This is a genomic window from Bradyrhizobium sp. JYMT SZCCT0180 (genome assembly GCF_018130165.1).
In the GTDB taxonomy this organism is placed as follows: Bacteria; Pseudomonadota; Alphaproteobacteria; order Rhizobiales; family Xanthobacteraceae; genus Bradyrhizobium.
In genome coordinates, this window is record NZ_JAFCLZ010000003.1 from 140370 (window position 1) to 164327 (window position 23958).

Here is a 23958-nt window from a genome sequence, read left to right on the forward strand (position 1 = left end):
CGTTCTGTGGCCGCATCCCGTAAATCGATCCGGACTGATGCGCGGCGTGATCCTGATTGCATTGGGAACCGCGCTGCTGACCCTGTCGGCGAAGGTCAATCTGCCTTTGCCCTACGTGCCGATGACGTTGCAGACGCTGGTCGTACTGATGATCGGAGCGGCCTATGGCTGGCGCCTCGGCAGCGCAACCATCGTGGCCTATCTCGCCGAAGGCGCGATCGGATTTCCGGTGTTTGCAGGCCCCGTCGGCGGCCTTGCGCCGTTGGTCGGGCCCACGGCCGGATATCTTTACGGCTTCGTGGCGGCGGCCTTCGTCACGGGATGGCTGAGCGAGCGTGGCTGGGATCGGTCAGTACCCCTGCTTTTCATCGCCATGGGACTTGGCCACGTCATCATTCTTGCGGCTGGGTTTGTCTGGCTGGCGTTTGGCATCAAGCTCGGCGTTGAAAAGGCATGGCTGGTCGGAATAGCGCCATTCATCGCGGCGTCGCTGATCAAGAACGCGCTCGGCGCTACGCTCGTGCCTTTGTTCCGCCGCCCATTCGACCGCCGCTGACCGATCCCGTTCGGACACCGGCGCAACGCCCCTGATTCCCGCTGGCCGAAATAATTTGGCTGTGCTAGCGGGCGGGGGTGTGGCAGAACGCCGCAGGTCGAACGGGAGTAGACGTCATGGCGGCAACGATTGCGGTTGAAGCACCGGTGAGCGCAGGCAAGCCCTGGTACAAGATTCTCTACGTCCAGGTGCTGATCGCCATCGTGCTCGGTGCGCTGGTTGGCTGGCTGTGGCCGGCGCTGGCGACCAACGACTGGATCAAGGCGCTCGGCGACGGCTTCATCAAGCTGATCAAGATGGTGATCGCGCCGATCATCTTCTGCACCGTGGTGTCGGGCATCGCCCATATCCAGGACGCCAAGAAGGTCGGCCGCATCGGAATCAAGGCGCTGGTCTACTTCGAAATCGTCTCGACCTTTGCGCTGGTGATCGGGCTGCTCATCGGCAATGTGGTCAAGCCGGGCCACGGCTTTGGCGGCGCGATGGCTGACGCGGCCAAGGTCGCCGGGTTCGCCAAGCAGGCCGAGGCCCAGAAGTCCGTCGATTTCTTCCTGCACATCATTCCCGACACCGTCGTCGGCGCCTTCGCGCAGGGCGAAATCCTGCAGGTGTTGCTGTTTTCGATCCTGTTCGGCTTTGCGCTGATGGCGCTCGGCGAACGCGGCCATACCCTGCGTTCCTTCATCGACGATTCCGCGCACGCGGTGTTCGGCGTGATCGCGATCGTGATGAGGGCGGCCCCGATCGGCGCGTTCGGCGCCATGGCCTATACCATCGGCAAGTTCGGCACCGGCGCCATCGTGAACCTGGTCGGGCTGATTGCGACCTTCTATGTCACCGCGGCGCTGTTCGTCTTTATCGTGCTCGGCACCATCGCGCGCATGGTCGGATTCTCGATCTTCAAGTTCCTGGCCTACATCAAGGACGAGCTATTGATCGTGCTCGGCACCTCGTCGTCCGAGAGCGCGCTGCCGTCGCTGATGGAAAAGCTGGAGCGGCTCGGCTGTTCGAAGTCGGTCGTCGGCCTGGTGGTGCCGACCGGCTACTCGTTCAACCTCGACGGCACCAACATCTACATGACGCTGGCGACCCTGTTCATCGCGCAGGCGCTCGGTTTCGATCTCACGATGGGCCAGCAGATCACCATCCTGTTGGTGGCGATGCTGACCTCGAAGGGCGCCTCGGGCGTCACCGGTGCGGGCTTCATCACGCTGGCGGCGACGCTCGCGGTGGTCGATCCGCGGCTGGTGCCCGGCATGGCCATCGTGCTCGGCATCGACAAGTTCATGAGCGAGTGCCGCGCGCTGACCAATATCTGCGGCAACGGCGTCGCCTGCATCGTGGTGTCGTGGTGGGAGGGCGAACTCGATCAGGAGAAGCTGCACGCCAATCTCGACAGGCAGATCGATCCGGCGGACATGGAGACGGCGCTGACGACCGACTGACGGTCGGCGTCTTCGGGACCATCCTGATGCAATAAAAAAACCGCCCGGTTTTGCCGGGCGGTTTTCTGTCTGGGTTTGAAGCTTACTCGCCGCTGCCGAAACGCCGTGACCACCAGCCGGCCTTGCGCGGCGCGGCATCGCTGGCCGCGGCAGGCGCGGGTTCAGCGGGCGCGGGAGCAGGGGCCGTTGCCGCCGGCTCCGCCTCGCTATGGCTGACGGCCGGTGCTGGCTCTGACGGGGCGCTGGTCAGGAACGAGACTTTTTCGCGCACCGTCGAACGCCGCCGTGCGGCGGCCCGGTCGGCCTCCTGCGCGGTTTCCTCGGGCGTCGGCGTCGGCGCGCTGCTGACGGTTTCGGGCGAGGCGTGTTCCGCGGGCTGCCATTGCGGTTGCGGCGGCTGCGGAACGGGCTCGGGTTCGACCAATGTCGGCGCCGGCTCAGCCGACGGGCCGTCGAAATCGGCAACCGCGCTGGTGACTTCCGAAACCGGGGTCGGTCCGAGTTCGTCGGAGATTGATCCGGCGAGACCATCTTCCGGTCCGCTGCCACGCCGGCGGCGTCCACCGCGACGTCCGCGACGGCGCGGGCGGCGCTCGCCGTTTGGTCCCTGTTCGCCGCGCGCAACGGCACCCTGTTCGTCGCCCTCGTCGTCGTCGGCTTCGCCGTCGTCGGCAACCGTGACCGCGCCATCAGCGCTTTCGGGTGCAACGCGCAGGGCGTCATTGTCGTCGCGCGGGGCGCCGCCTTCACGCGGCTCGCCACGGCCGCGGCGGCGCCGGCGCCGCTTGCGGCGGTGGCCGTCGGCTTCGCTTTCACCGGCGACTTCTTCGCCGCCTGCGGCTTCCTCGGTCAGGCCTTCGGTCTCTTCGGTCTCGACTTCACCTTCAATGTCGAACGGCTCTTCGTCGTCATAGGCTTCCTCGACCTGGGACGGGGAGGCCGCGGCCTGCGCTGCGAGCAAGGCCTTGGCTGCTTCCAGCGTGTGCACCTGTTCGCCGCGATCGATGATGAACGATTGCTGGCCGGCGACGGTCGGATCGGCGACCACCGCAAGCGTGACCTTGAAGGCGTTTTCGAGATCGCGCAGATGTCCGCGCTTGTGGTTGAGGACGTAGAGCGCGACGTCGGTGCGGGTGCGCACCACCAGATTGTGGGTCGCGCCCTTCATCAGAATTTCTTCGATGCCGCGCAGCAATTGCAGCGCCACCGACGACACCGAGCGGACATGGCCGCTGCCGCCGCAATGTGCGCAGGGCTCGGTCGAACTCTCCAGCACGCTGGCGCGGATGCGCTGGCGCGACATTTCCAGCAGGCCGAAATGCGAGATGCGGCCGACCTGGATGCGGGCGCGATCCTGCCGCAGGCAGTCGCTCAGCTTGCGCTCGACCGCACGGTTGTTGCGCTTCTCGTCCATGTCGATGAAGTCGATGACGATCAGGCCCGCGAGATCGCGCAGGCGCAGCTGCCGCGCGACTTCCTCTGATGCTTCGAGGTTGGTCTTGAGCGCGGTGTCTTCGATGTGGTGCTCGCGGGTCGATCGGCCGGAGTTGACGTCGATTGAGACCAGGGCTTCGGTCTGGTTGATGACGATGTAGCCGCCCGAGCGCAATTGCACCGTCGGCGAGAACATCGCATCGAGCTGGCTCTCGACGCCCATCCTGGAGAACAGCGGCTGGCCGTCGCGATATTGCCGGACCGCCCGCACGTTGGAGGGCATCAGCATCTTCATGAAGTCGCGGGCTTCATCGTAGCCGGCCTGGCCGGCGACCTGGATTTCGTCGATTTCCTTGTTGTAGAGGTCGCGCAGCGAGCGCTTGATCAGCGAGCCTTCCTCGTAGACCAGCGTCGGGGCCTGCGACTTCAGCGTCATGTCGCGCACGGTTTCCCACATGCGGATCAGATATTCGAAGTCGCGCTTGATTTCGGGCTTGGTGCGCGAGGCGCCGGCGGTGCGCAGGATGATGCCCATGCCCTCGGGCACGTCGAGATCCTGCACCACTTCCTTGAGCCGCGAACGGTCCTGGGCCGAGGTGATCTTGCGGCTGATGCCGCCGCCGCGCGCGGTGTTGGGCATCAGCACGGCGTAACGGCCGGCCAATGACAGATAGGTAGTCAGCGCCGCGCCCTTGTTGCCGCGCTCTTCCTTGACGACTTGCACCAGCATGACCTGGCGGCGCTTGATGACTTCCTGGATCTTGTACTGGCGGCGCGGGCGGAAGGCGCGCTCCGGCACCTCCTCGAGCACATCGTCGCCGCCGACGGATTCGACGACTTCCTCTTCGGCATCGTCGCCGTCGTCTTCATCGTCCTGCGCGTCGTCGTCCTGCTCGTCGCCTTCCGGCGCGGGGGCACGATCCTCGTGGGAGGCGGCGGCGTATTCCTCGCCGGCATGCTCGGCGCGCGGCGCATCATCGGCATGGGCGGCGTTTTCGAGCGCGTGTTCGTCGTCGTGCCGTGCGTCATGCGCCGGCTCGTCGTGATGCGCATGATCCTCGTGGCTGACCGCGCTCGCCGTTGCCTCTGCCGGCGCGGCGACGGCCTCAACCGGTGCCGCATCGGATTGGAATGAAGCTACCGGTGCTTCGGCCGCGGCATGATCAGGGGCGTTATCCTGGACGCGATCTTGGGCGTGCTCTTGGACATGCTCTTCCTGAGGGCGACCCTGTTCATGCGAATGGTCGTCGTGATGATGCGCAACGTACCCATGATCGTGGCCGTGGTCGGCTGTATCGGCGGGATGGTGACCGCCATCATGGGCGTGGGCTTCGTCGGGGTGCGCGCCTTCATGCAAGCGCTGCGCCTCGCCCTCATAGGGCTGGGCGGCCTGCGCCGGATCGATCGCGGCGTTTTCGACGACGTCGCTCTGCACCCGTTCGCCATGGCCGCGGCGGCGGGCGTTGCGGTGGCGCGAACGGCCGCGGTGACGGTTGGAGGAGCGGTTCTCGCTCTCTTCCTCGGCCTCGCGATGGGCGCGTTCGTCGGCCTCGATCAGTGCCTGCCGGTCGGCGACCGGGATCTGGTAATAGTCGGGGTGGATTTCGCTGAAGGCCAGGAAGCCGTGGCGGTTGCCGCCATATTCGATGAAGGCCGCCTGCAGCGACGGCTCTACGCGCGTGACCTTGGCGAGGTAGATATTGCCGCGCAGTTGTTTGCGCTGGGCGGTCTCGAAGTCAAATTCTTCGACGCGATTGCCGCGGACCACGACGACCCGGGTCTCTTCCGGGTGGGTGGCATCGATCAACATCTTGTTGGGCATTTTGGAGCTCTTGACGGCGGCGGGCGCGGTGCAAGGCGCGCGCATATTGCGCGGCCCGGTGACGCGACGGTCCACCTGATTCGGGGGTGAGGGGAAGGCCAAAACGCAAACCTTGGCGCCGCGCCGAACGGGAACCCACCGGAACAAGGCGACGCGCGAAGCTTTCGCTTCGCATCGGCGCGATCGATCCGTGGATCTTGGTCGGCAACACAGTCTGGCGCATCAAGCGTCGGCCCGTCTGAACATGTTGGCGGCAAAATTGACCGCCGTATCTATCGCTGAAGGCCCGGCGCGGCGCCAAAGCGCTCGCCGGCCATCGCATATCGGACCGTTTGGGGGTCCGGATAATCGGTTCTGCCGTGTTTTAAACCGTCCCTGGAGCAAGATAGTACCTTGCAAGTTAGTACCTGGGAGCGGACGCCGCTCGGGCTCGAAACCGCCACTCCGTGTCAGCCGCGCGCAGCGCTGGCTGGTGGAGGGGATCGGGAAAGACGCAGGAAACTTCGGCTTCGAAGGTTCCGGCGCTGCACCGGGAGGCTGAACGCGACACAACCGGGAGTATTAGCCGTCAGCACGTCGTACATACGTGGATTGCCCGCCCGGTGCAAGGGAAGCATCAGGGAAGCGTCGCAGCACGGCAACACTCATCCCTTTTCGCTTTTGGACCCTTAAGGTGCGATTAACCCTGTGGTTCTAATGCGGTAAGAGAGCGGCTCGGAGGCGTCGAATCGTTGGCTAACCGCGCAAATCACCGGGTTTTGCTGGGGCGCGGCCTATTGTGCGTCGCAGCATTGCTGTGTGCCAATTTCATCACCCCGAGCGCGGCGCAGGGGCCTGCGCCTGGTCCCGCTGCGCCAAGCGCCCCCAGTCCGACCCCGACCGCCGCCTTGAATTTTCCGGTCGCCTCCGATGCAAGGCTGGCCGGCGACAGCAAACAAACCCGCTTCGTGCTCGATCTCGACAGGCCGATCCAGTTTCGCGCCTTTGCGCTGGCCGATCCCTATCGCGTGGTCGTCGATATTCCCCAGGTCAGCTTCAAGCTGGCCGCGGGCACCGGCAGCGCGGGGCGCGGGCTGGTCAAGGCGTTCCGCTATGGCCTCGTCATGCCGGGCGGTTCGCGAATCGTGTTCGACCTGACGGGACCGGCCAAGGTCGCAAAATCCTATGTGCTGGAAGCGGCCAACGACCAGCCGCCGCGGCTGGTGCTGGAGCTGGAAGAGGTGGACCGGACCGCCTTCGTGCAGTTGCTGGCGCCCGAGAATCGCCCCGAACTGCGGCCCGCGATTGCTTCTGCCAATGCCGCGGTCGGGCCGGACGATGCTGCGGCGGCGGCAAAGCCCGCACAGGCGCAGGATACCCGTCCACTGATCGTGATCGATCCCGGCCATGGCGGCATAGACAACGGCACCCAGGCCGGCGGCGAGATGGAAAAGAATCTGGTGCTGGGATTTGGCCTCGCGCTGCGCGATCGCATCGAGAAATCAGGCAAATACCGCGTCGTCATGACCCGTACGGACGATACGTTCATTCCGTTGAACGACCGCGTGAAGGTTGCGCGCACCCAGTCGGCCGCGCTGTTCGTCTCGATCCATGCCGACGCCCTGCCGCGGCGGGAGGGCGATGCCCACGGCGCCACCATCTACACCTTGTCTGACAAGGCCTCGGACGCTGAGGCCGAGCGGCTGGCCGAGGCCGAGAACAAGTCGGACGCCATTGGCGGCGTCAATCTCACCGACGAGCCGACCGAAGTCGCCGACATCCTGATCGACCTCGCGCAGCGCGAGACCAAAACGTTTTCAAACCGGTTCGCCCGCATCTTGATGGGCGAGATGAAGACCACGGTGCGGATGCACAAGCACCCGTTGAAATCCGCCGGCTTCCGCGTCTTGAAGGCGCCGGACGTGCCCTCGGTGCTGGTCGAACTCGGCTATGTCTCGAACAAGGGCGACCTCGAACTCCTGATGTCGGAGAACTGGCGGAACAAGACCGTCGGGTCGATGGCGCTGGCGATTGATGCATTTTTCGCCAAACGGCTGGCAACTGCCGGGCCCGGCAAATGAAAAGCCGTATGAAAATGCTGATTAAATGCACGCGATGCCATGGAGGAAGCCCTAGTTTGGCCACAGCGGCAGCGGTATAGAAAACTACCGCAGGGTCTTCGGAATCGGCCATTATTGTCCGTCGGCCCCTTTATTGTTCGTACGCGCAACGGCGGTCCGTTGGGCGGGGCTCGAGCGCTTCGATTTGCGCTTGGATTTTGATGGCAAGGCAGACGCCGAAAGTCACGGCGCAAGGGTTGGAACGGAACTTCGATCATGCGCTTGCTGGTGCGGTTTTTGGGTTTCTTGTTTGCCGCCGGAACCGTGGTGTTCCTGGTGGGCGTCGCCGGCGTTGCGGGCGCGATCTGGCATTTCTCCAAGGACTTGCCGGACTATTCGCAGCTTCAGGATTATGAACCGCCTGTGATGACGCGCGTGCACGCCTCCGATGGCGCGCTGCTCGGCGAGTATTCCAAGGAGCGCCGGCTCTATCTGCCGATCCAGGCGGTGCCGAAACTCGTCATCAACGCGTTCCTCGCCGCCGAAGACAAGAACTTCTACGAGCATGGCGGCATCGACTTCACCGGCATGGCGCGCGCGGCGGTGCTGTATGCGCAGAACTACGGCTCCAACCGTCGGCCGCAGGGTGCGTCGACCATCACCCAGCAGGTCGCAAAGAACTTCCTACTGACCAACGAGGTCTCCTTCGCCCGCAAGATCAAGGAAGCCCTGCTGGCGATGCGCATCGAGCGCGCCTATTCGAAGGACCGCATCCTCGAACTCTATCTCAATGAAATCTATCTCGGCCTCGGCGCCTACGGCATCGCGGCGGCGTCGCTGGTCTATTTCGACAAGTCGGTGAACGAACTCACGATCTCGGAAGCCTCGTACCTGGCGGCGCTGCCGAAAGCGCCGGCGGCGCTGCATCCGGTGCGCAACCGCGACCGCGCGATCGAACGCCGCAACTACGTTGTCGATCGTCTCGTCGAAAACGGCTGGATCAAGCAGGCCGATGCCGACAAGGCGCGCAAGGATCAGCTGCTCGTCACCAGCCGCGGTACCGGCGCGCATATCTTCGCCGGCGAATATTTCGCCGAGGAAGTCCGCCGCGACATCTTCGAACGCTACGGCGAAAAGAAGCTCTATGAAGGCGGCCTCTCGGTCCGGGCGACGCTCGACCCGAAGATGCAGGTGATGGCGCGCAAGACCATGGCGGCCGGCATGGTCAATTACGATGAGGCGCAGGGCTGGCGGGGTGCGCCAAGCAAGCTCGACATTTCCGGCGACTGGGGCGTAAAGCTGGCCGACGTCAAGGCGCTGAGCGATATCTCGCCCTGGCGGATGGCTGTGGTGCTGGAGACCAGCGACCAGTCGGCGCGGGTCGGTTTCCAGCCGGGCCGCGAGCTTGGCGGCGCCGTCGCCAAGCAACGGCAGACCGGCATCATCACCATCGAAGGCGTCAAATGGGCCAAGGCGGCGTCGGGACCGACCAGAGGCAGAACGCCGACATCGGTCGCGCAAGTGCTCGCCCCGGGCGACGTGATTTATGTCGATCCGCTGTTCGGCAAGGACGGCAATCCGGTGGAGGGGCAGTACCGCCTGCGCCAATTGCCGGAAGTATCCGGCGCGATGGTGGCGATGGATCCCTGGACCGGCCGCGTGCTGGCCATGGTCGGCGGATTCTCGTTCGACCAGAGCCAGTTCAACCGCGCGACGCAGGCGTACCGGCAGCCGGGCTCCTCGTTCAAACCGCTGGTCTATTCGGCGGCCATGGACAATGGCTACACGCCGTCGACCGTCGTGGTCGACGCGCCGATCGAAATCGATCAGGGGCAGGGCGCCGGCGTCTGGCGACCGGAAAACTATTCGTCGGGCAAGTACAACGGTCCGGTGACGCTGCGCAATGCGCTGCGGCAGTCGCTCAACACGGTGACGGTGCGGCTGGCGCAGGACATCGGCATGCCCCTGATCGGCGAATATTCGCGGCGCTTCGGCGTTTACGACGAACTGCCGAACTATCTGTCCTATTCGCTGGGCGCCGGCGAAACCACGGTCATGCGGATGGTCACGGCCTATTCGATGTTCGCCAATGGCGGCCGCCGCGTGAAGCCGACCTTGATCGATCGCATCCAGGACCGCTACGGGCACACGATCTACAAGCATGACGCGCGCGAATGCCGCGGCTGCGACGCGCCCGGCGGCTGGAAGAATCAGCCCGAACCGCAGCTGGTCGACCGCCGCGAGCAGGTGCTCGATCCGATGACGGCCTACCAGATCACCTCGATGATGGAATATGTCGTGCAGGCCGGCACCGCGACTGTCGTGAAGGAAGTCGGCAAGCCGATCGCCGGCAAGACCGGAACCACCAACGATGCGAAAGACGCGTGGTTCATCGGCTTCTCGCCGGACCTCGTGGTCGGCATCTATGTCGGCTACGACAAGCCGCGCACCCTCGGCGGCAAGGCGACCGGTGGTGCGCTGGCCGCGCCGATCGCGCGCGACTTCCTCAAGCTCGCGCTCGCCGACAAGGCCGCGATTCCGTTCAAGGTGCCGGCCGGAATCAAGCTGGTTCGCGTCGATGCCAAGAGCGGCATGCGCGCAGGTCCCGGCGAAGGTGGCCGGACCATCCTGGAAGCCTTCAAGCCGGGCACCGCGCCGCCGGACAATTACTCCGTCATTGGCGTGGCCGATGCCGATGGGCGCGCCCCGCAGGGATATCCGGCCGGATATCAGGGGGGATATCAGTCGCCTGACTCCGGCCACATCATGCGGCCCGGCGGGCTGTACTAGCCTTGATACGAAGAAACCGCTTGGGACCAAACCCCAGGCGGATTGCGCTTTGTAGCGGTCGCCGCTACATCCCTGCGAACATCTATAGTTGGCGGTTTCTACACCGCAGATCAGAGACACCATGCGCGCCGAAATTGAACGCCTCGTTGAAGAGATCAAGCAGTCAGTCGGGCTGCTGAGGAGGCATCTTTGACGTCGAACAGTCCACGGCACGGCTGGCCGAGCTGAACAAGCTCGCCGAAGATCCCACTCTCTGGAACGATCCGCAGAAGGCCCAGAAGCTGATGCAGGAGCGCACCTCGCTGGAGGATGCGCTGCAAGGCATCGGCAAGGTCGAGCGTGAGCTCAGCGACAATGTCGAGATGATCGAGCTCGGCGAAGCCGAGAACGATGCCGGCGTCGTCACCGAAGCCGAGAACGCGCTGAAGGCGCTGAAAAAGGAAGTGGCGCGCCGCGAGCTCGAGGCGCTGCTGTCGGGCGAGGCCGACCGGTTCGATTCCTATCTCGAAGTTCATGCCGGCGCGGGCGGCACCGAGAGCCAGGACTGGGCCGAGATGCTGCTGCGCATGTATACGCGCTGGGCCGAAAAGCACGGCTTCAAGATCGAGTACCTGGAAGAGACGCAAGGCGAAGAAGCCGGCATCAAATCCGCCACCATCCAGATCTCGGGCCACAACGCCTATGGCTGGCTCAAGACCGAGGCGGGCGTGCACCGGCTGGTGCGGATATCGCCGTACGATTCCAACGCGCGCCGGCACACTTCGTTCTCGTCGGTCGCGATCTTTCCCGTGGTCGACAACAGCATCAAGATCGATATCGCGGAGTCCGACGTGCGCACCGACACCATGCGCTCGGGCGGCGCCGGCGGTCAGCACGTCAACAAGACCGAATCCGCCGTGCGGCTGACGCATATTCCGACCGGCGTCGCCGTGGTCTGTCAGGCCGGCCGTTCGCAGCACAAGAACCGCGCGCAGGCCTGGGACATGTTGCGCGCGCGGCTCTACGAAATCGAGCTGAAGAAGCGCGAGGAACAGGCCGCGGCCGATCAGGCCGCCAAGACCGATATCGGCTGGGGCCACCAGATCCGCTCCTACGTGTTGCAGCCCTACCAGATGGTCAAGGATTTGCGCACCGGTGTGCAGACCTCGGACACGTCGGGCGTGCTCGACGGCGATCTCGATGAGTTCATGGCCGCGACCCTGGCGCAGCGCGCGTTCGGCACCTCGCCCGGTTCGGTCGAGGATGTGGATTAACCCATGACAATTTGCCCATGACGACAGTCGCTTTCATCGGCCTCGGTCGCATGGGGCACGGCATGGCGGGCCGCTATCTCGATGCCGGCTTTTCGGTTGCGATCTGGAATCGCAGCAAGGCAAAGGCCGAGGATCTGATCGCGCGCGGCGCGCGCTGGGCGGGCTCACCGGCGGATGCGGCCGATGGCGCGGATGCCGTCGTCACCATGGTCGCCGATGACGGGGCGTCTCGCGCCGTGTGGCTCGGCCAGGATGGCGCGGCCACGAAGATGAAGCCCGGTGCGCTGGCGATCGAATGCTCGACGGTGTCGTACCAGCACGCGCTTGATCTGGCGCGCGACCTGCGCGGGCGCGGCCTGATCTACATCGATTGTCCCGTCACCGGCCTGCCGAGCGCGGCGGCCGCCGGAAAACTGACGCTGCTGGTCGGTGCTGACGCGGCTGATCTCGATCAGGCAAAACTATATCTGGCGCCGATCGGTGACGTGGTCCGGCACTTTGGTGCGGTCGGTACCGGCACCGTCTTCAAGTTGATCAACAACCTGATGGGCGCGGTGCAGATCGCCAGTCTGGCCGAAGGCATTGCGATGGCCGAGCAGGCCGGGCTGGACATGAACCTCGTGGCGGAAGCGCTAGCGACCGGCGCGGTCGCGAGCCCGCAGGTGATCCGTCATTCAAAGCGCATGGTGGCACGCGACTTCTCCGGTGCGTCGTTCACGGCGGCGCTCCGCCACAAGGATGCGGACTATGCGGTGAAGCTGGCCGAAAGCCTGCTGGCCCGTACGCCGCCAGTCGGCCGCGCCGCAGTGGAGGCTTACGCCCATGCCACGGCCAAGATGCCCGACGACGACGAAGGCAGGATGATCGAGATCGTGTCGCGCCCGAAATAGGCGCGCCTCCGTTCGGAAATCGGGTGGGAACGACTCCCGAGCCGGAATAGATCTGCAGCAGACGCAGATATGAGCCGTACATGACCACCGCCGACAACCGGATCGACGCCCGCGACTGGTCGCTGCTCGGCGTGCTTTCGATCCTGTGGGGCGGCTCGTTCTTTTTCAACGGCGTGGTGCTGCGCGAATTGCCGCCGCTGACACTGGTGCTGCTGCGCGTGGCGCTGGCCTCAATCATCCTGCTGCCTTTGCTGTGGGTCTACCGGATTGATTTTCCGAAGGGGGTTGCCGGCTGGAAGCCGTTTTTCGCGATCGGGTTGTTCAACAACGTGTTGCCGTTCTCGCTGATCGTGGCGGGGCAGACGACGATCCCGAGCGGGCTCGCCTCGATCCTCAACGCCACCACGCCGTTGTTTACCGTTGTGGTGATGGCGGCGGCCGGCGAGGAGAAGCTGCAGGCGCGGCGGATCGCGGGGGTCGTCGTGGGGTTGATCGGCGTCGTGATCCTGCGCGGCTGGAGTTTTGACGGCGACGGAGTCTGGAGCGGGCAGGGCATCGGCATCCTGCTCTGCCTCGCCGGTGCGTTCAGCTATGGCTTGTCGGCGCTATTGGCGCGACGGCTTTTGTCGAACTCGCCGCCGCTGGGGACGGCGACGTTTCAGTTGCTCGCCTCAACCGTCATGATGATGATTGTCGCCGGCTTCGTCGATCGTCCCTGGCAATTACCGATGCCGGGGCTTGCGACGTGGGGTGCGGTGATCGGTCTGGCCGTCCTGTCGACGGCGCTGGCCTATATCGTGTTCTTCCAGATCCTGCGCCGCTCCGGCGCCACCAACGTCATGCTGGTGACGCTATTGATTCCGGTCACCGCCATCGTGCTCGGCTATCTGGTGCTGGGCGAACAGATTTCGCTGCGCGAGATCGCGGGCGCGCTGGTGATCGGCAGCGCGCTGCTGTTGATCGACGGGCGGGTGCTCGGGTTGTTTCGACGGCCGGCTGCTATCGGATAGATGGCGCTCAGCCGGCGGGTTCGATGAATTTTTTGTAGATCCAGCGCCTTCCGTCATGACGACGCCAGACCTTGCCGGTCAGCAAGCGTCCGGTGATGGATCGCCGCGGAATGAAAATCTTCCGCAAGTGCCAGACTTCGGCCCAGGCGGGCTTCGGACTGAGGCTCAATATTCGTAACCGCTCCTGGCTTTCCGCATGCATGGCGCGCGCTCACGATATAACGAGGCCGCCGGGCGGAATTTGGTCGCCCGACGGCGAAGTTAACAGGGGTTGGAACGGACAAATCGTCCACTGCATGCAGGATAGCCCGCGGCGGTCGTGATGCAATTGAAGTCGCTGGTTAAGCTAACCTGTCAACCTTACCGGCGGCTCTTCCATTGCGCGAACCAGCTTGAAAATCTTCCACTGTCGCGCTCGCCGCCGTGCCAGGCGGCATAGACCGCGCCGTTGTCGGCCACCAGCACAACAACGTCGAGGCCCTTGGAACGGCGCAGCGTGTCGATGGCCTGCTGCGGCGTTTGCGCGATTGGACCGGCGACATTGAAGGACGTGTTGACGGATATCTCGACGCCGACATGACGGCCGAGCGCCTTCAGATAAGCGTGGGTGAGGGGATCGTCATCCGCATTGACGATTTGGATCCGGCCGGTGCCGTCGGCATGAATCACGGCCGGAATCTTGTCACGCGCGCCCGGCTTCGATTGCGCCGTCAGCACCATGTAATTGTAGGCGTTGTAACCGGCGTCCGACGCGCCTGGCAGCAGCTCGAAATATTCCCGGGCAGCTTCCAGCGTTGCGATCGGCGCCAGCGGGCGGATCGCCTCGCGGTATTTGACGCGCTCGTTGAGCCGCTCCCGCGCGTTGGGATCGCAGGGGTTGGCGAGGATCGAGCGGTGGCCGAGCGCGCGCGGGCCGGTCTCGGCGGCGCCCTGGTACAGCGCAATCACGCCGCTCTGCGCAACCACGAACGCCATCAGGTCGGCGATGGCGTCGCGCCCATCAGCGGTCGAGATATCGCCGATGCGTTGCGAGTCGATATCATCGGATTCAAGCGCGCTCACAATGGCTTCATTTGTCGGCGGCAGGCCGCAATAGAACGCATGCGTCATCGGCGTGCCGCGCGGGGCGCCCGCCAGATGCGCGAACAGCCACGCTGCGCCAATGGTGACGCCGGGATCGCCGGGCACCGGCGGCACCCACAGATGCAGGCGCGCGTTGCGCTGCTGGGCGCCGGCGAACCAGGCCTCATCGAAATGTTCGAGCAGGCGCATGTTGCCGATCGCGTTCAGCGCCACGCCGCCGGTGAGCACCAGCCGGCTCGCGCCCGTGATGCGCAACAGGTGATCCGCGACGTGGATCATGGCATCCTCGAACACCAGTTGCGTCGCGGCGGCCTTGTCGAGGCGATCCTTCGTATCGGGACGGTGATGGATGTCCTCGACGCGCAGCACCGCGTCGGGATTCCAGAGCTGCTCGGGCTTGAGCGGTGGCCCGAGGACGTCGGTGAGGGCTGCCTTGTAAGGGTTGTCGAACGGGTCGCAATACCAGTTGGCCATCGCACGATTGAGCCTGACTTCGCCGGCTTCGCCGAAGTGCAGGACGTTTCGCAGCCGCGCGTAATACGGATTTGTCGCGCGGTCCATGTCGCCCCAGGCGGCCGCGCCCATGTAGCGGCCTTCGCTGGAGAGCCAGGTCCAACCGCCCTGCGTCGAAGATATCACGCTGTAGAACGCGCCCAGTGAATCGAACATGCTGTCGTTGCAGTAGAGCCGGCGCATCCTGCCGTTCTGGACGACGTACAGCGAGATCGACCCCTGATCGCCGGTGCCATCGAGCACCGCCACCGCCACCGGCTCGCCGTCGTCGGCGAAGGGCGAGGCCGCATAGGAAAACCAGGCATGGTTGTCGTGATGCGGCAGGCAGATCAGCGGCACGCGTTCGGAAAGCCCCAATTGCTTCGCAAGGATCTTCGGCGTGCGCGTCATCTGGTCGAGACGCCGTCCGTCGAAGCCCGCGGCTTCGGTGGTGCGCAGCAGCTTCAGGCTTTGCGGCACCTCTTCCAGCACCGAGCGTGCCAGTGTTCCGGCCAATGTCGGGTAGTCCCAGCTGGTCAGCCAGGCGTCGATATCGCCGATGTCGCGCCCGATGCCGCGCAAGGCTGCAACCATCGCATCGACAGAGGCGTGTGGATATTCCGTCGTGTGCTTGTTGCCGGAAAAACGTTCTTCCTCGTTGTTGAGGATCAGGCGGGGGCCATGGGCCTGCGTCACGTCGACCAGCGCCACGCCTGAATTGTGCGTGCCGGGTGCGCCGAGGCCGGCGAGATAGACCGTTTCCCCGCGCGCGAGCTTGTCGCGCACCTGCGCTAGCTTCGCATCGGCGAATTTCGAGCCGAGCTGGTGAAAGCCGGCCGCGCCAAACGTCTTCGCAGCCAGCCATCGCGCGGCACGGAATCCGCCTGCGGCGAGCTTCGGATGTCGGGGGCCAATGCGTGTCGTCGGGTTCAATTCCAAGGAAGCCTTGCAAGGGAAACGTGTCGCCATGCATCAATCATAAAAGGCGGCGCGCAACAATGCTGTTTCATCCAGCGGAATAAGCCGCCGCTTGCCAGCCCGCGCGCGGCTTGCGACACTTTGCCAAAACAATAAACGACATAATAATAAACGACTTGGGAGAGAACGATGACGGCTCGAATCCGAACCCTGGTTGCCATGACGGCGATCGCCGCGATGACCGCGACCGCAGCCCACGCGCAGAAGAAATACGATCCGGGCGCCTCCGATACCGAAATCAAGATCGGCAACATCATGCCCTATAGCGGCCCGGCCTCCGCCTATGGCACCATCGGCAAGGCTCAGGCCGCCTATTTCAACAAGATCAACGCCGAAGGCGGCATCAACGGCCGCAAGATCAATTTCATCAGTTATGACGACGCCTATAGTCCGCCGAAGGCCGTCGAGCAGGCACGCAAGCTGGTGGAGAGCGACGAGGTGTTGCTGGTCTTCCAGCCGCTCGGCACGCCGTCGAACTCGGCGATCCAGAAATACATGAATGCGAAGAAAGTCCCGCAGCTTTTCGTGGCGACAGGGGCCACCAAATTTGGCGATCCGCAGAATTTCCCGTGGACCATGGGCTGGCAGCCAAACTACCAGAGCGAGGGCCGGATCTACGCGGCCTACATCCTGAAGAATTATCCGAACGGCAAGATCGCCGCGATCTGGCAAAACGACGACGCCGGCCGGGATCAGATGAAGGGACTGCGCGACGGCCTCGGCGCCAAGGCCAGCATGATCATCGCCGACAAATCATACGAGGTTGCCGATCCCACCATCGATTCGCAGATCGTGGCGCTGAAAGATTCCGGCGCCGACATCTTCATGACGTGGGCAGCGCCCAAGGGTGCGGCGCAGGCAATCCGCAAGGTCGCGGAACTCGGCTGGAAGCCGGTCTACCTGCTCGGCAACGTTTCGACGTCGGTGGCGACCGTGCTCAAGCCGGCCGGACTGGACAACGCCAAGGGCATTATCTCGACTGCCTACATCAAGGATCCGACCGATCCCGTGTGGAAGGACGATCCCGGCATCAAGGCGTGGGGCGCCTTCATGGACAAGTATTTTCCGGACGGCGACAAGACCAACAACAACAACGTCTATGGCTATGCGACGGCGCAGACCATGGTCCAGGTGTTGAAGCAATGCGGCGACAATCTCACGCGCGAGAACGTGATGAAGCAGGCCGCCAGTCTGAAGGGCTTTACCAGCGATGTGCTGCTGCCCGGCATCCAGGTCAACACCGGCCCGAACGATTTCTTTCCGATCGAGCAGATGCAGCTGATGAAGTTCAACGGCGCAAGCTGGGAGCTGTTCGGCGACATCATCGCGGGTGAGGTGGGGCACTAAGCCAGGGGATTGATTCAGCTCATCCTGCGCAAGGTCGAGGACGGCGTCTCGCCGAATTTCCGGCCGTAGGCGTGCGCCATGCGGCTGAGATGGGTAAATCCGAGATCGAACGCGATCTCCGTGATGCTCTCGCCGGGGCGGGCACTGGTCAGCCGGGCATTGAGGTGCGCCAGCCTGATATCGAGCAGCATCTGCGATATCGACGTGCCGAAATGGCGGCGGAAGCCGATCTGCAGCGCGCGGATGCCGATGCCGGTGATGTCGGCGAGTTGAGCCAGATCGAGCGGCTCGGCGGCGTGGGCGTGCAGGCAATCTCGCGCCCGCCGCAACGGTTGCGGCAGCGTTTCAGCGCAGCCGCCGAATACCTGCATCGCTTCGCTCCGGCTGTGATGCTGACCATGGAGCAGGGCGCCGAGCAGCGCCTCGCGCAGTTCGGCTGCGGCAACCGGTGCCAGGCGGCGGTTTGGTCCGAGACGCTCGGCCAGATCGACCAGGTCGGCGACCCCTGACTGCAGCTCGCGCCCGCAGGCCTGGTTGAGATCGATCGCCGGCGTAAACTCGACCGCACCCGCCGGCTTGCCCGAAAGCGCTGCGGCCCGCTGTTCGACCAGCCGCCGGTCCACCAGAAGGATCAGCTGCGCGCAATCGCCGTCCCATGTCATCTGCGTCGGGATCGTCGGGGAAAGCAGCGAAGCGCGCGTGCCCGGGCTGCTTTCAACCTCGCAGGCCGCGGTGGCTATTCGCGCCGATCCGTGCAGCGGAATCTGCAGCAGAAAGAAGCGATCGAGGCAGCCGGGATCGATCGATACCGATCCGCCATAGGCGACGTAGTTGATGGAGAACCCGTCGAAGGCGGCGCAATTGTGCAGGGCGTAGAAACCCGGCGCCGACGGGCGGGTAGGCGTCAGCTCATGGGGACAGAAGATGCGTCCGATCGCCTCGGCGGCGGCATCGACATCGCCGGTCGATACGCGATTGAACGCGGCCAGCCTCGCGTCTCCTACCCTTTCCGCAACGGCTGCGCCCATCGTCCTCACACGGCCTTCGGGTTTGTTTGAACCCTATAATATCTCCGGAGCGGGTGCTTGGAAAGGCGATTTGGCAGCGGATTGTGCCCGATCGTTGCGCAGCCGGCGACATCAGCGCCACGACGATTCTGCGCCGCAACATCGCCCGCGCCCGTCCAAAAAGAAATTCTTCGGCGCCGATGGCGGATTCGTTTTGCGGCTAGACGGCCGGGTGGGATCGCCGCAGCCTGCGCAAACAGAACTGATCTTGACCGATCAGCCATCCAACAGGAGACGGCACATGGCAGCACTCGAAAAGGGGATTACCGCTGATGGCACCGGCTACGGCGGCGTGACCTGGAATATCCTGGGTCAGGTCTATTTCCCGAAGGCGGTGACCGATTCCACCTTCGCCTTCGAGACCAACAGCGACCCCGGGCAGTTCGTGCCGGTCCATATCCATCCGACCCAGGATGAGTTCATTCTGGTGCAGGAAGGCGAACTTGATCTCAAACTCGACGGCGTCTGGGTCAAGGCAAAGGCCGGCGACCTGGTGCGGCTGCCGCGCGGCATTCCGCACGGTTACTTCAACAAATCAGACAAGCCGGCGCGCGCGCTGTTCTGGGTGTCGCCGATGCAGAAACTCGAAGCGCTGTTCAACCGGCTGCACAATTTGACCGACCCCGCGGAGGTGGTCCGGGTTTCCGCCGAGCACGAGGTGAACTTCCTGCCGCCCGAGGCCAACGAATAGCGGCGAGCTTTCACCTCACGACGGAGACAAATCCATGGTCAAGCAAAAGCAGGTCTGCATCATTGGCGCCGGTGTGTCCGGGCTTGCTGCGGCCAAGGCGTTTTTGTCGCGCGGACACGGCGTCACCATTGTCGAGCGCAGCGGCGATCTCGGTGGCGTGTGGGAGCCGGCAAGATCCTATCCCGATGTGCAGACCCAAAGCCCGAAGGAGCTTTACCGCTACACCGACAAGGCCATGCCGGCATCTTATCCGGAATGGCCGAAGGGTCCGCAGGTCCATGCCTATCTGGCCGAATACGCCCGCGACCATGGCCTCGATCGGTTGATCCGCTTCAACACCGAAGTGGTGCAGATGAATAGCCGCTCGGACTCCAAGCCGGGTTGGCGGCTCGACCTTCGTAGCCCCGCCGGCACAACCCAGGAGGATTTTGACTTCGTTGCTGTTTGCATCGGGCAGTTCAACGAACCGCAGACCCTCAGCCTGCGCGGCGAGGAGGCGTTCAAGGCGCAGGGCGGGCGCGTCCTGCACTCCTCGCAATACAACGATGCCGGCCTCGCCAGGGGCAAGAAGGTGGTCGTGCTGGGCGGCTCGAAATCGGCCACCGACATCGCCGTGAACGCGGTCAATTCCGGCGCCAGCGAGGTCACGCTGGTGTACCGCGAACCGGTGTGGCGGATTCCCTACTTCATCGGCGGCCTGATCAACTTCAAGCGCATCCTCTACATCCGCGCGCAGGAGGAGATGTTCAAGAGCTGGGGCATCGGGGCGCTGTCGCGGTTCAAGCACGCGGTGGCGAAGCCGTTTGTCTGGGCCAACTGGCGCGGCCTGGAAAGCATGCTGAAGCTGCAGCTCAAGCTGAAGAAATGCGACATGGTTCCGAAGCAGCGCATCGAGGACGGCGTCAATTGCTCGGTGCCGATCGCCACGCCGGATTTCTTTCCGATGGTGGCCGATGGCCGGATCAAGGCGATCCGCGGCAGCTTTGACCACTATGACGGCAACAGCATCGTGATGACCGGCGGCGAGCGCGTTGCAGCCGACCTCGCCATCCTGGCCATCGGCTACAAGCTCGGCGTGCCGTTCCTGCCGCCGGCGCTTCGAGACCGGCTGGTGGACCCCGATGGCCAGTACAGGCTCTACCGGCTGATCGCCAACCCGGATCTGCCGGACATGGGTTTTGTCGGCTTCAACTCCAGCTTCTGCACGGTGCTGTGCGCCGATCTGGCGGCAAACTGGCTGGTCCGTTACGCCGACGGCCAGCTTGCACAGCAGCCGAGCCCCACCGAGATGCGTGACAACATCGAATTGATGCTCAACTTCAAGCGCGTGGAGCGGCCGGCGGCCGGCGTCTATGGCGGGCTGTGCGTGGCGCCCTACCACTTCAAGCATTTCGACGAGTTGATCGCCGACATCGGGGCAACGACGCGCCGGCGCAGCGCGCTGACGGAGAAATTTACTCCGCCGGACGCGGATGCGTATGCGCGGTTTCTCGCTTCTGCGCCGGACTACAAGGTATCGGCATGACGCGGGGAGGCGGCCAACAACCGGGCTAGGCCGCACTCCGGCTCGCAGGATTTCCCAAAGATCGAGGCCGCCGGATCGTCGCGCGCAGCGACATTCCGCCGGCGACGCCGACGCCGAGCACGTACATCCATCCCTCGTGAAAATCGAACAAATGCGAGTTCAGGAGCGAACTGACGAAGTTCTGCACGACGGTGATGAGGCCGATCCAGGCCGCCAGGCCTTCACCGCGGAACAGCAGGAGATGGCTCAGCCACATCCCGTACAGCGTCATGACGCCGAGCAGTCCCCATTGCACGGCAACGTTGAGGGTCTGGTTGTGCGGATTGCTGACCACCTCGGCCGACAGCCCGGTCTGCCCGGCGGCTGCGCGCGCGAACAACTGCCGGGTCGAGCCGGTGCCGTGGCCGAACAAGGGCGCATCGGCAAAGAAGCCGAGCGACTTGCGCCAGTAGTGCAATCGTTGCGCCGTCGACACCACCGTGTTGGTTTCATAGCCCTGATACTCGGTCGCAATGTCGGCGATGCGCTGCCGCAGATAGGGCGAGGTCGACCAGACGATGGCGGCGGCGACGATGGCGGCCGCAAACAGCGCCGGCATGGTGCGCCGGCTCAGATGCAATGCGGTGAACAACACCAGAAGCACCGGCATGTAGACCAGCGCCGTCCGCGCCGAGGCCACGAACATCATGTTCGCAACGAATGCCAGCGACAGCACCAGCCAGCCGATCGCCGAGGCCAGCCGCCGCTCGCGAAGCGCGATCAGCGCCGGCAACGCCAGCGCAAATGCACACAGCGCGAACTCCTGGCTCTGGTCGATATAGTTCTTGACGGGGACGCCATCCGACACGGTCCGCGTGAGCTTGAACGCCGGATAGAACAATACGATCCAGGACAGGATCATCATCAGCGTGCAGGAGCCGAGGAACGCCACGAAAACCCACATGGCGCGCTGCGAACGCTGAAAGTGATAGAGCAGAAACGGGATCATCAGCAGTTTTGCGACTGGTTTGATGCCGTGCAAAGCCGCCGACCATGTGCCTTCCGTCCAGAACACGCCGAGAATGGCGAGCGCGACAAACGCGTAGGGCAGGGCGCAGGCCGGATGCGCCAGATGACGAACGAAGGCGTCTCGATCGATGGTTGGGACAAGGACGACGAGCCAGAGCACGATGAGGATGGCCGTGGCGGAGGTCGACCACGGCAGCGCCGCCGCGGTCAGGGCCGCCAGGATATCGGCATTGCGGACATCGACCGCCAGACGGCGCAGCGTGCCGCGCCATCCCGCTTGGCCGGCCGGTCCGGCATGGCCGCACAGCACATTACGCTCGACGCTCGTCATCGCAGCATCCCAGGGTTTTTCAAGGTTCTGAAAATCTCGTTCGGCCGTCGCCAAGAGGCGTCGGCGGTTCCGCCGGCGTCCTATTGCGCGGCGACCAGGAACTCGACGGTTCTCGGGGGAGCGAGGAGGTCGCGAGCCTGGGTCTGGTGGCCGAAGCGTTCCACCAGTTCGCCGCGGCGCTCGCGAATTTTGCGGCGCCATTCATCCTGACCGGAGAGCACCCGGGTGACGGATGCGCAGATGGACTCGGTTGAGAACGGATCGAAATAGTCGGCAAGCTCGCCGGCCACTTCGCGAAACACCGGAATGTCCGAGCATAGAACGGGCGTGTTGGCCGCCAGCGCTTCGATGATGGGCACGCCAAAACCTTCGGCCAGGCTCGGCATGATCAGGCCGTGCGCATCTGATATCAGCGTGGCCTTGTCATGTTCCTCGACATAGCCCGCAAACCGGACGTTCGGTGGCGGATTGCGCATCAGGCTGGTGCCGCCGGCGTAACCGATCACGACGAGGTCGGCATGGGGTATCTTCCGGAACGCGCGGACCACCGCGTTGAGGTTCTTTCGCGGTTCCGCCGAAACGATCACGACGAAGGTCGGTTGTCCCGGCCGTGCGGTCGAAACCGGCACCGGCACCGGCGCGAGCCGGAACGGCTCGAAGCGCGTGCGCGGGTAGACCACCCGCGCCGGAAGGTAGAAGAATTGCGGCAGCAGGTCGCGGAACCGGTTCATGCTGTAGTTGGAAACGAAGGCCAGTTCGTCGGCTTGATTGAGGCTGGTCATCAGGCGCGACAGGAACAGGCGCGTCGCGACGTCGCTCAGCTTCAGATCCGTGAGCGGCAAGAGATCGTGGACCACGCAGATGACCTTGGCGTTGGGGCCACGCTTGATCGCAACCCGCGTCGGCGTATCGACCAGGATGACGTCATAGTCGCGGGCGTCGATCTGCGGCGGTGGCAGCTGGGTCAGCGCCGAAGCGTCCTGGTAGCTGTAAAATCCGGGCTCGAGCAGAAAGTCGCGAAACAGTTCGAGGTGGCGCAAATCGGTCGGGATATACTCCAGTCCCGCGGTCTTGTTCTCGATCAGCTTGACCCGCAGAGGCAGCAGCCCGATCGCCCGCAGCAGGCAGGCGCCGAACTCCCACGAGGTGCACGCGCGGATCCGGTGCTTGACCCAGTCGATCGTGCGCCGCACCGCGCTCCGCGCCACCGGCTCGTTCATGTCGGCTTCGTCGAGGAACCGGTAGAGCGCCAGCAGTTCGATCAGGCGCGAATCCGCCGGAAACAGTTGCGCGCGCCGCTGCCGGGTCCGCAACTGACGATAGCGGCGCGTCGTTTCGACGAGCAGCGTCAGGTCGTGGCCGTCGGCGGCGAGCGACCGGATCAGCTCGCGCGTGAAATGAAAAATGCCGCGCTTGTGGTTCGGCTCGCCGAGCGCCTCGCTGACAACCAGGATCTTCATGCTCTCTTCTCTTCCAGTTCGAATGGGCGTTCGGAATATCTGTCGAGCGGAATCGTGCGTACGATGCGCCCTTGATCGAGGTTGATGACGCTGGTGCAGGTGCGGCGCAGCAGCGCCTGATCGTGGGACGCGATGATCACGATCGCGGCCATCGAGACCAGCTTGAGCATCCGCTGCTCGGCCTTCGCCGAGAATTTTTCGTCGACCACGCTCAGCCATTCGTCGAGCAGCAGGATGTCGGCCGGAAACGCCGTGGCGGTGGCGAACAGCACCCGCATCAGCATGCCCGAGGAGAACATGCGCAGCGGCATGTGCCGCATGCGTTCTTCGAGCTCGGTGAACTGCCAGATTTCGTCCACGACGGCCTGGGTCGGCGTGTGTCCGCTGATCCGCAGCAGCAGGCGGATATTGTCATCCGCCACGAAATCCATGTTGGCGCCTGCGTTCAGGCCGATCAGCGGCACGACATTGCCTGATATCTCCATGCGGCCGCGCGTCGGCGGATAAACGCCGGCAAGAAGCCGCAGCAGGGTCGATTTTCCGGAGCCGTTCGGCCCGGCAAGGCCGATGCGCGCACCGGCGGTGGCTTCGAGCGACATGTTGTCGATGGCGCGGATCGTGCGCATCTCGCTCCGCTCGTTGAGCAACCGTCCGAGGAGGCGGCGCTTGACCGAGAAGTCGTAGGCTCCGTAGAGCGGATAATCGAGGCTGACGTCGCGCAGGCTGATGCTGACCAT

16 protein-coding genes are annotated in these 23958 nt (G+C 64.2%); 10 read left to right on the forward strand and 6 right to left on the reverse strand.

Annotation, left to right across the window (positions count from 1 at the left end; all coding sequences use genetic code 11):
* Nucleotides 1–37 precede the first annotated feature (37 nt).
* Together JQ641_RS05645 and JQ641_RS05650 are read left to right on the forward strand one after the other, a co-directional pair.
* Entirely contained in the window at nucleotides 38–556 is a 519-nt protein-coding gene (locus JQ641_RS05645; RefSeq protein ID WP_211995260.1) for a biotin transporter BioY, read from the forward strand.
* 116 nt (nucleotides 557–672) lie between these two features.
* Nucleotides 673–2001 (forward strand): dicarboxylate/amino acid:cation symporter, encoded by a 1329-nt coding sequence (locus JQ641_RS05650; protein WP_211994915.1) that lies wholly within the window; start codon nucleotides 673–675, stop codon nucleotides 1999–2001.
* A gap of 82 nt (nucleotides 2002–2083) precedes the next feature.
* Here the strand turns inward: JQ641_RS05650 and JQ641_RS05655 are convergent, their stop codons facing one another.
* Nucleotides 2084–5257 (reverse strand): Rne/Rng family ribonuclease, encoded by a 3174-nt coding sequence (locus JQ641_RS05655; protein ID WP_211994916.1) that lies wholly within the window; start codon nucleotides 5255–5257, stop codon nucleotides 2084–2086.
* 731 nt (nucleotides 5258–5988) lie between these two features.
* On the opposite strand from JQ641_RS05655, the gene JQ641_RS05660 reads away from it, so the two are divergent.
* From JQ641_RS05660 to JQ641_RS05680, 5 genes are all read left to right on the forward strand, one after another.
* The gene (locus JQ641_RS05660; RefSeq protein WP_211994918.1) at nucleotides 5989–7317 is read left to right on the forward strand and encodes an N-acetylmuramoyl-L-alanine amidase; all 1329 of its coding nucleotides are present in this window, start codon (nucleotides 5989–5991) and stop codon (nucleotides 7315–7317) included.
* Nucleotides 7318–7572: 255 nt separating this feature from the next.
* Complete coding sequence (locus JQ641_RS05665; RefSeq protein WP_211994921.1) at nucleotides 7573–10086, forward strand: penicillin-binding protein 1A; 2514 nt, start codon at nucleotides 7573–7575, stop codon at nucleotides 10084–10086.
* 121 nt (nucleotides 10087–10207) lie between these two features.
* Nucleotides 10208–11339, forward strand: a protein-coding gene (gene prfB / locus JQ641_RS05670; protein WP_192739837.1) for a peptide chain release factor 2 whose coding sequence is annotated in 2 segments (ribosomal slippage) — nucleotides 10208–10276 and nucleotides 10278–11339 — 1131 coding nt in all. Because the reading frame shifts where the segments join, the coding sequence is not laid out codon by codon here.
* A gap of 11 nt (nucleotides 11340–11350) precedes the next feature.
* Nucleotides 11351–12229, forward strand: coding sequence for an NAD(P)-dependent oxidoreductase (locus JQ641_RS05675; RefSeq protein ID WP_283815165.1), 879 nt, complete (start codon nucleotides 11351–11353; stop codon nucleotides 12227–12229).
* Between the two features lie 80 nt (nucleotides 12230–12309).
* Complete coding sequence (locus tag JQ641_RS05680; RefSeq protein WP_211994925.1) at nucleotides 12310–13239, forward strand: DMT family transporter; 930 nt, start codon at nucleotides 12310–12312, stop codon at nucleotides 13237–13239.
* A 360-nt stretch (nucleotides 13240–13599) separates the two neighbouring features.
* On the opposite strand, the gene JQ641_RS05685 is transcribed toward JQ641_RS05680, so the two are convergent.
* Nucleotides 13600–15783: a carbamoyltransferase C-terminal domain-containing protein gene (locus JQ641_RS05685; protein WP_211994927.1), complete on the reverse strand. Its 2184-nt coding sequence runs from the start codon at nucleotides 15781–15783 to the stop codon at nucleotides 13600–13602.
* A 138-nt stretch (nucleotides 15784–15921) separates the two neighbouring features.
* Between JQ641_RS05685 and JQ641_RS05690 the strand changes: the two genes are divergently transcribed.
* Nucleotides 15922–17139, forward strand: coding sequence for an ABC transporter substrate-binding protein (locus JQ641_RS05690; RefSeq protein ID WP_211994929.1), 1218 nt, complete (start codon nucleotides 15922–15924; stop codon nucleotides 17137–17139).
* A 14-nt stretch (nucleotides 17140–17153) separates the two neighbouring features.
* Here JQ641_RS05690 and JQ641_RS05695 read toward each other — a convergent pair whose 3' ends face one another.
* Nucleotides 17154–18167: an AraC family transcriptional regulator gene (locus JQ641_RS05695; protein WP_211994931.1), complete on the reverse strand. Its 1014-nt coding sequence runs from the start codon at nucleotides 18165–18167 to the stop codon at nucleotides 17154–17156.
* A gap of 280 nt (nucleotides 18168–18447) precedes the next feature.
* Between JQ641_RS05695 and JQ641_RS05700 the strand changes: the two genes are divergently transcribed.
* Together JQ641_RS05700 and JQ641_RS05705 are read left to right on the forward strand one after the other, a co-directional pair.
* Nucleotides 18448–18897 carry a cupin domain-containing protein gene (locus JQ641_RS05700; protein ID WP_211994932.1) on the forward strand — a complete coding sequence of 150 codons (450 nt, stop codon included), beginning with the start codon at nucleotides 18448–18450 and terminating at the stop codon, nucleotides 18895–18897.
* A 34-nt stretch (nucleotides 18898–18931) separates the two neighbouring features.
* Nucleotides 18932–20422, forward strand: a complete 1491-nt coding sequence (locus JQ641_RS05705) for a flavin-containing monooxygenase (RefSeq protein WP_211994933.1) — start codon at nucleotides 18932–18934, stop codon at nucleotides 20420–20422.
* Nucleotides 20423–20447: 25 nt separating this feature from the next.
* Here the strand turns inward: JQ641_RS05705 and JQ641_RS05710 are convergent, their stop codons facing one another.
* From JQ641_RS05710 to JQ641_RS05720, 3 genes are all read right to left on the reverse strand, one after another.
* Nucleotides 20448–21761 carry an O-antigen ligase family protein gene (locus JQ641_RS05710; RefSeq protein ID WP_211994934.1) on the reverse strand — a complete coding sequence of 438 codons (1314 nt, stop codon included), beginning with the start codon at nucleotides 21759–21761 and terminating at the stop codon, nucleotides 20448–20450.
* 80 nt (nucleotides 21762–21841) lie between these two features.
* Nucleotides 21842–23221, reverse strand: coding sequence for a glycosyltransferase family 4 protein (locus JQ641_RS05715; RefSeq protein ID WP_211994935.1), 1380 nt, complete (start codon nucleotides 23219–23221; stop codon nucleotides 21842–21844).
* Entirely contained in the window at nucleotides 23218–23958 is a 741-nt protein-coding gene (locus tag JQ641_RS05720) for an ABC transporter ATP-binding protein (RefSeq protein WP_211994936.1), read from the reverse strand. Before JQ641_RS05720 ends, JQ641_RS05715 begins: the two co-directional genes overlap by 4 nt.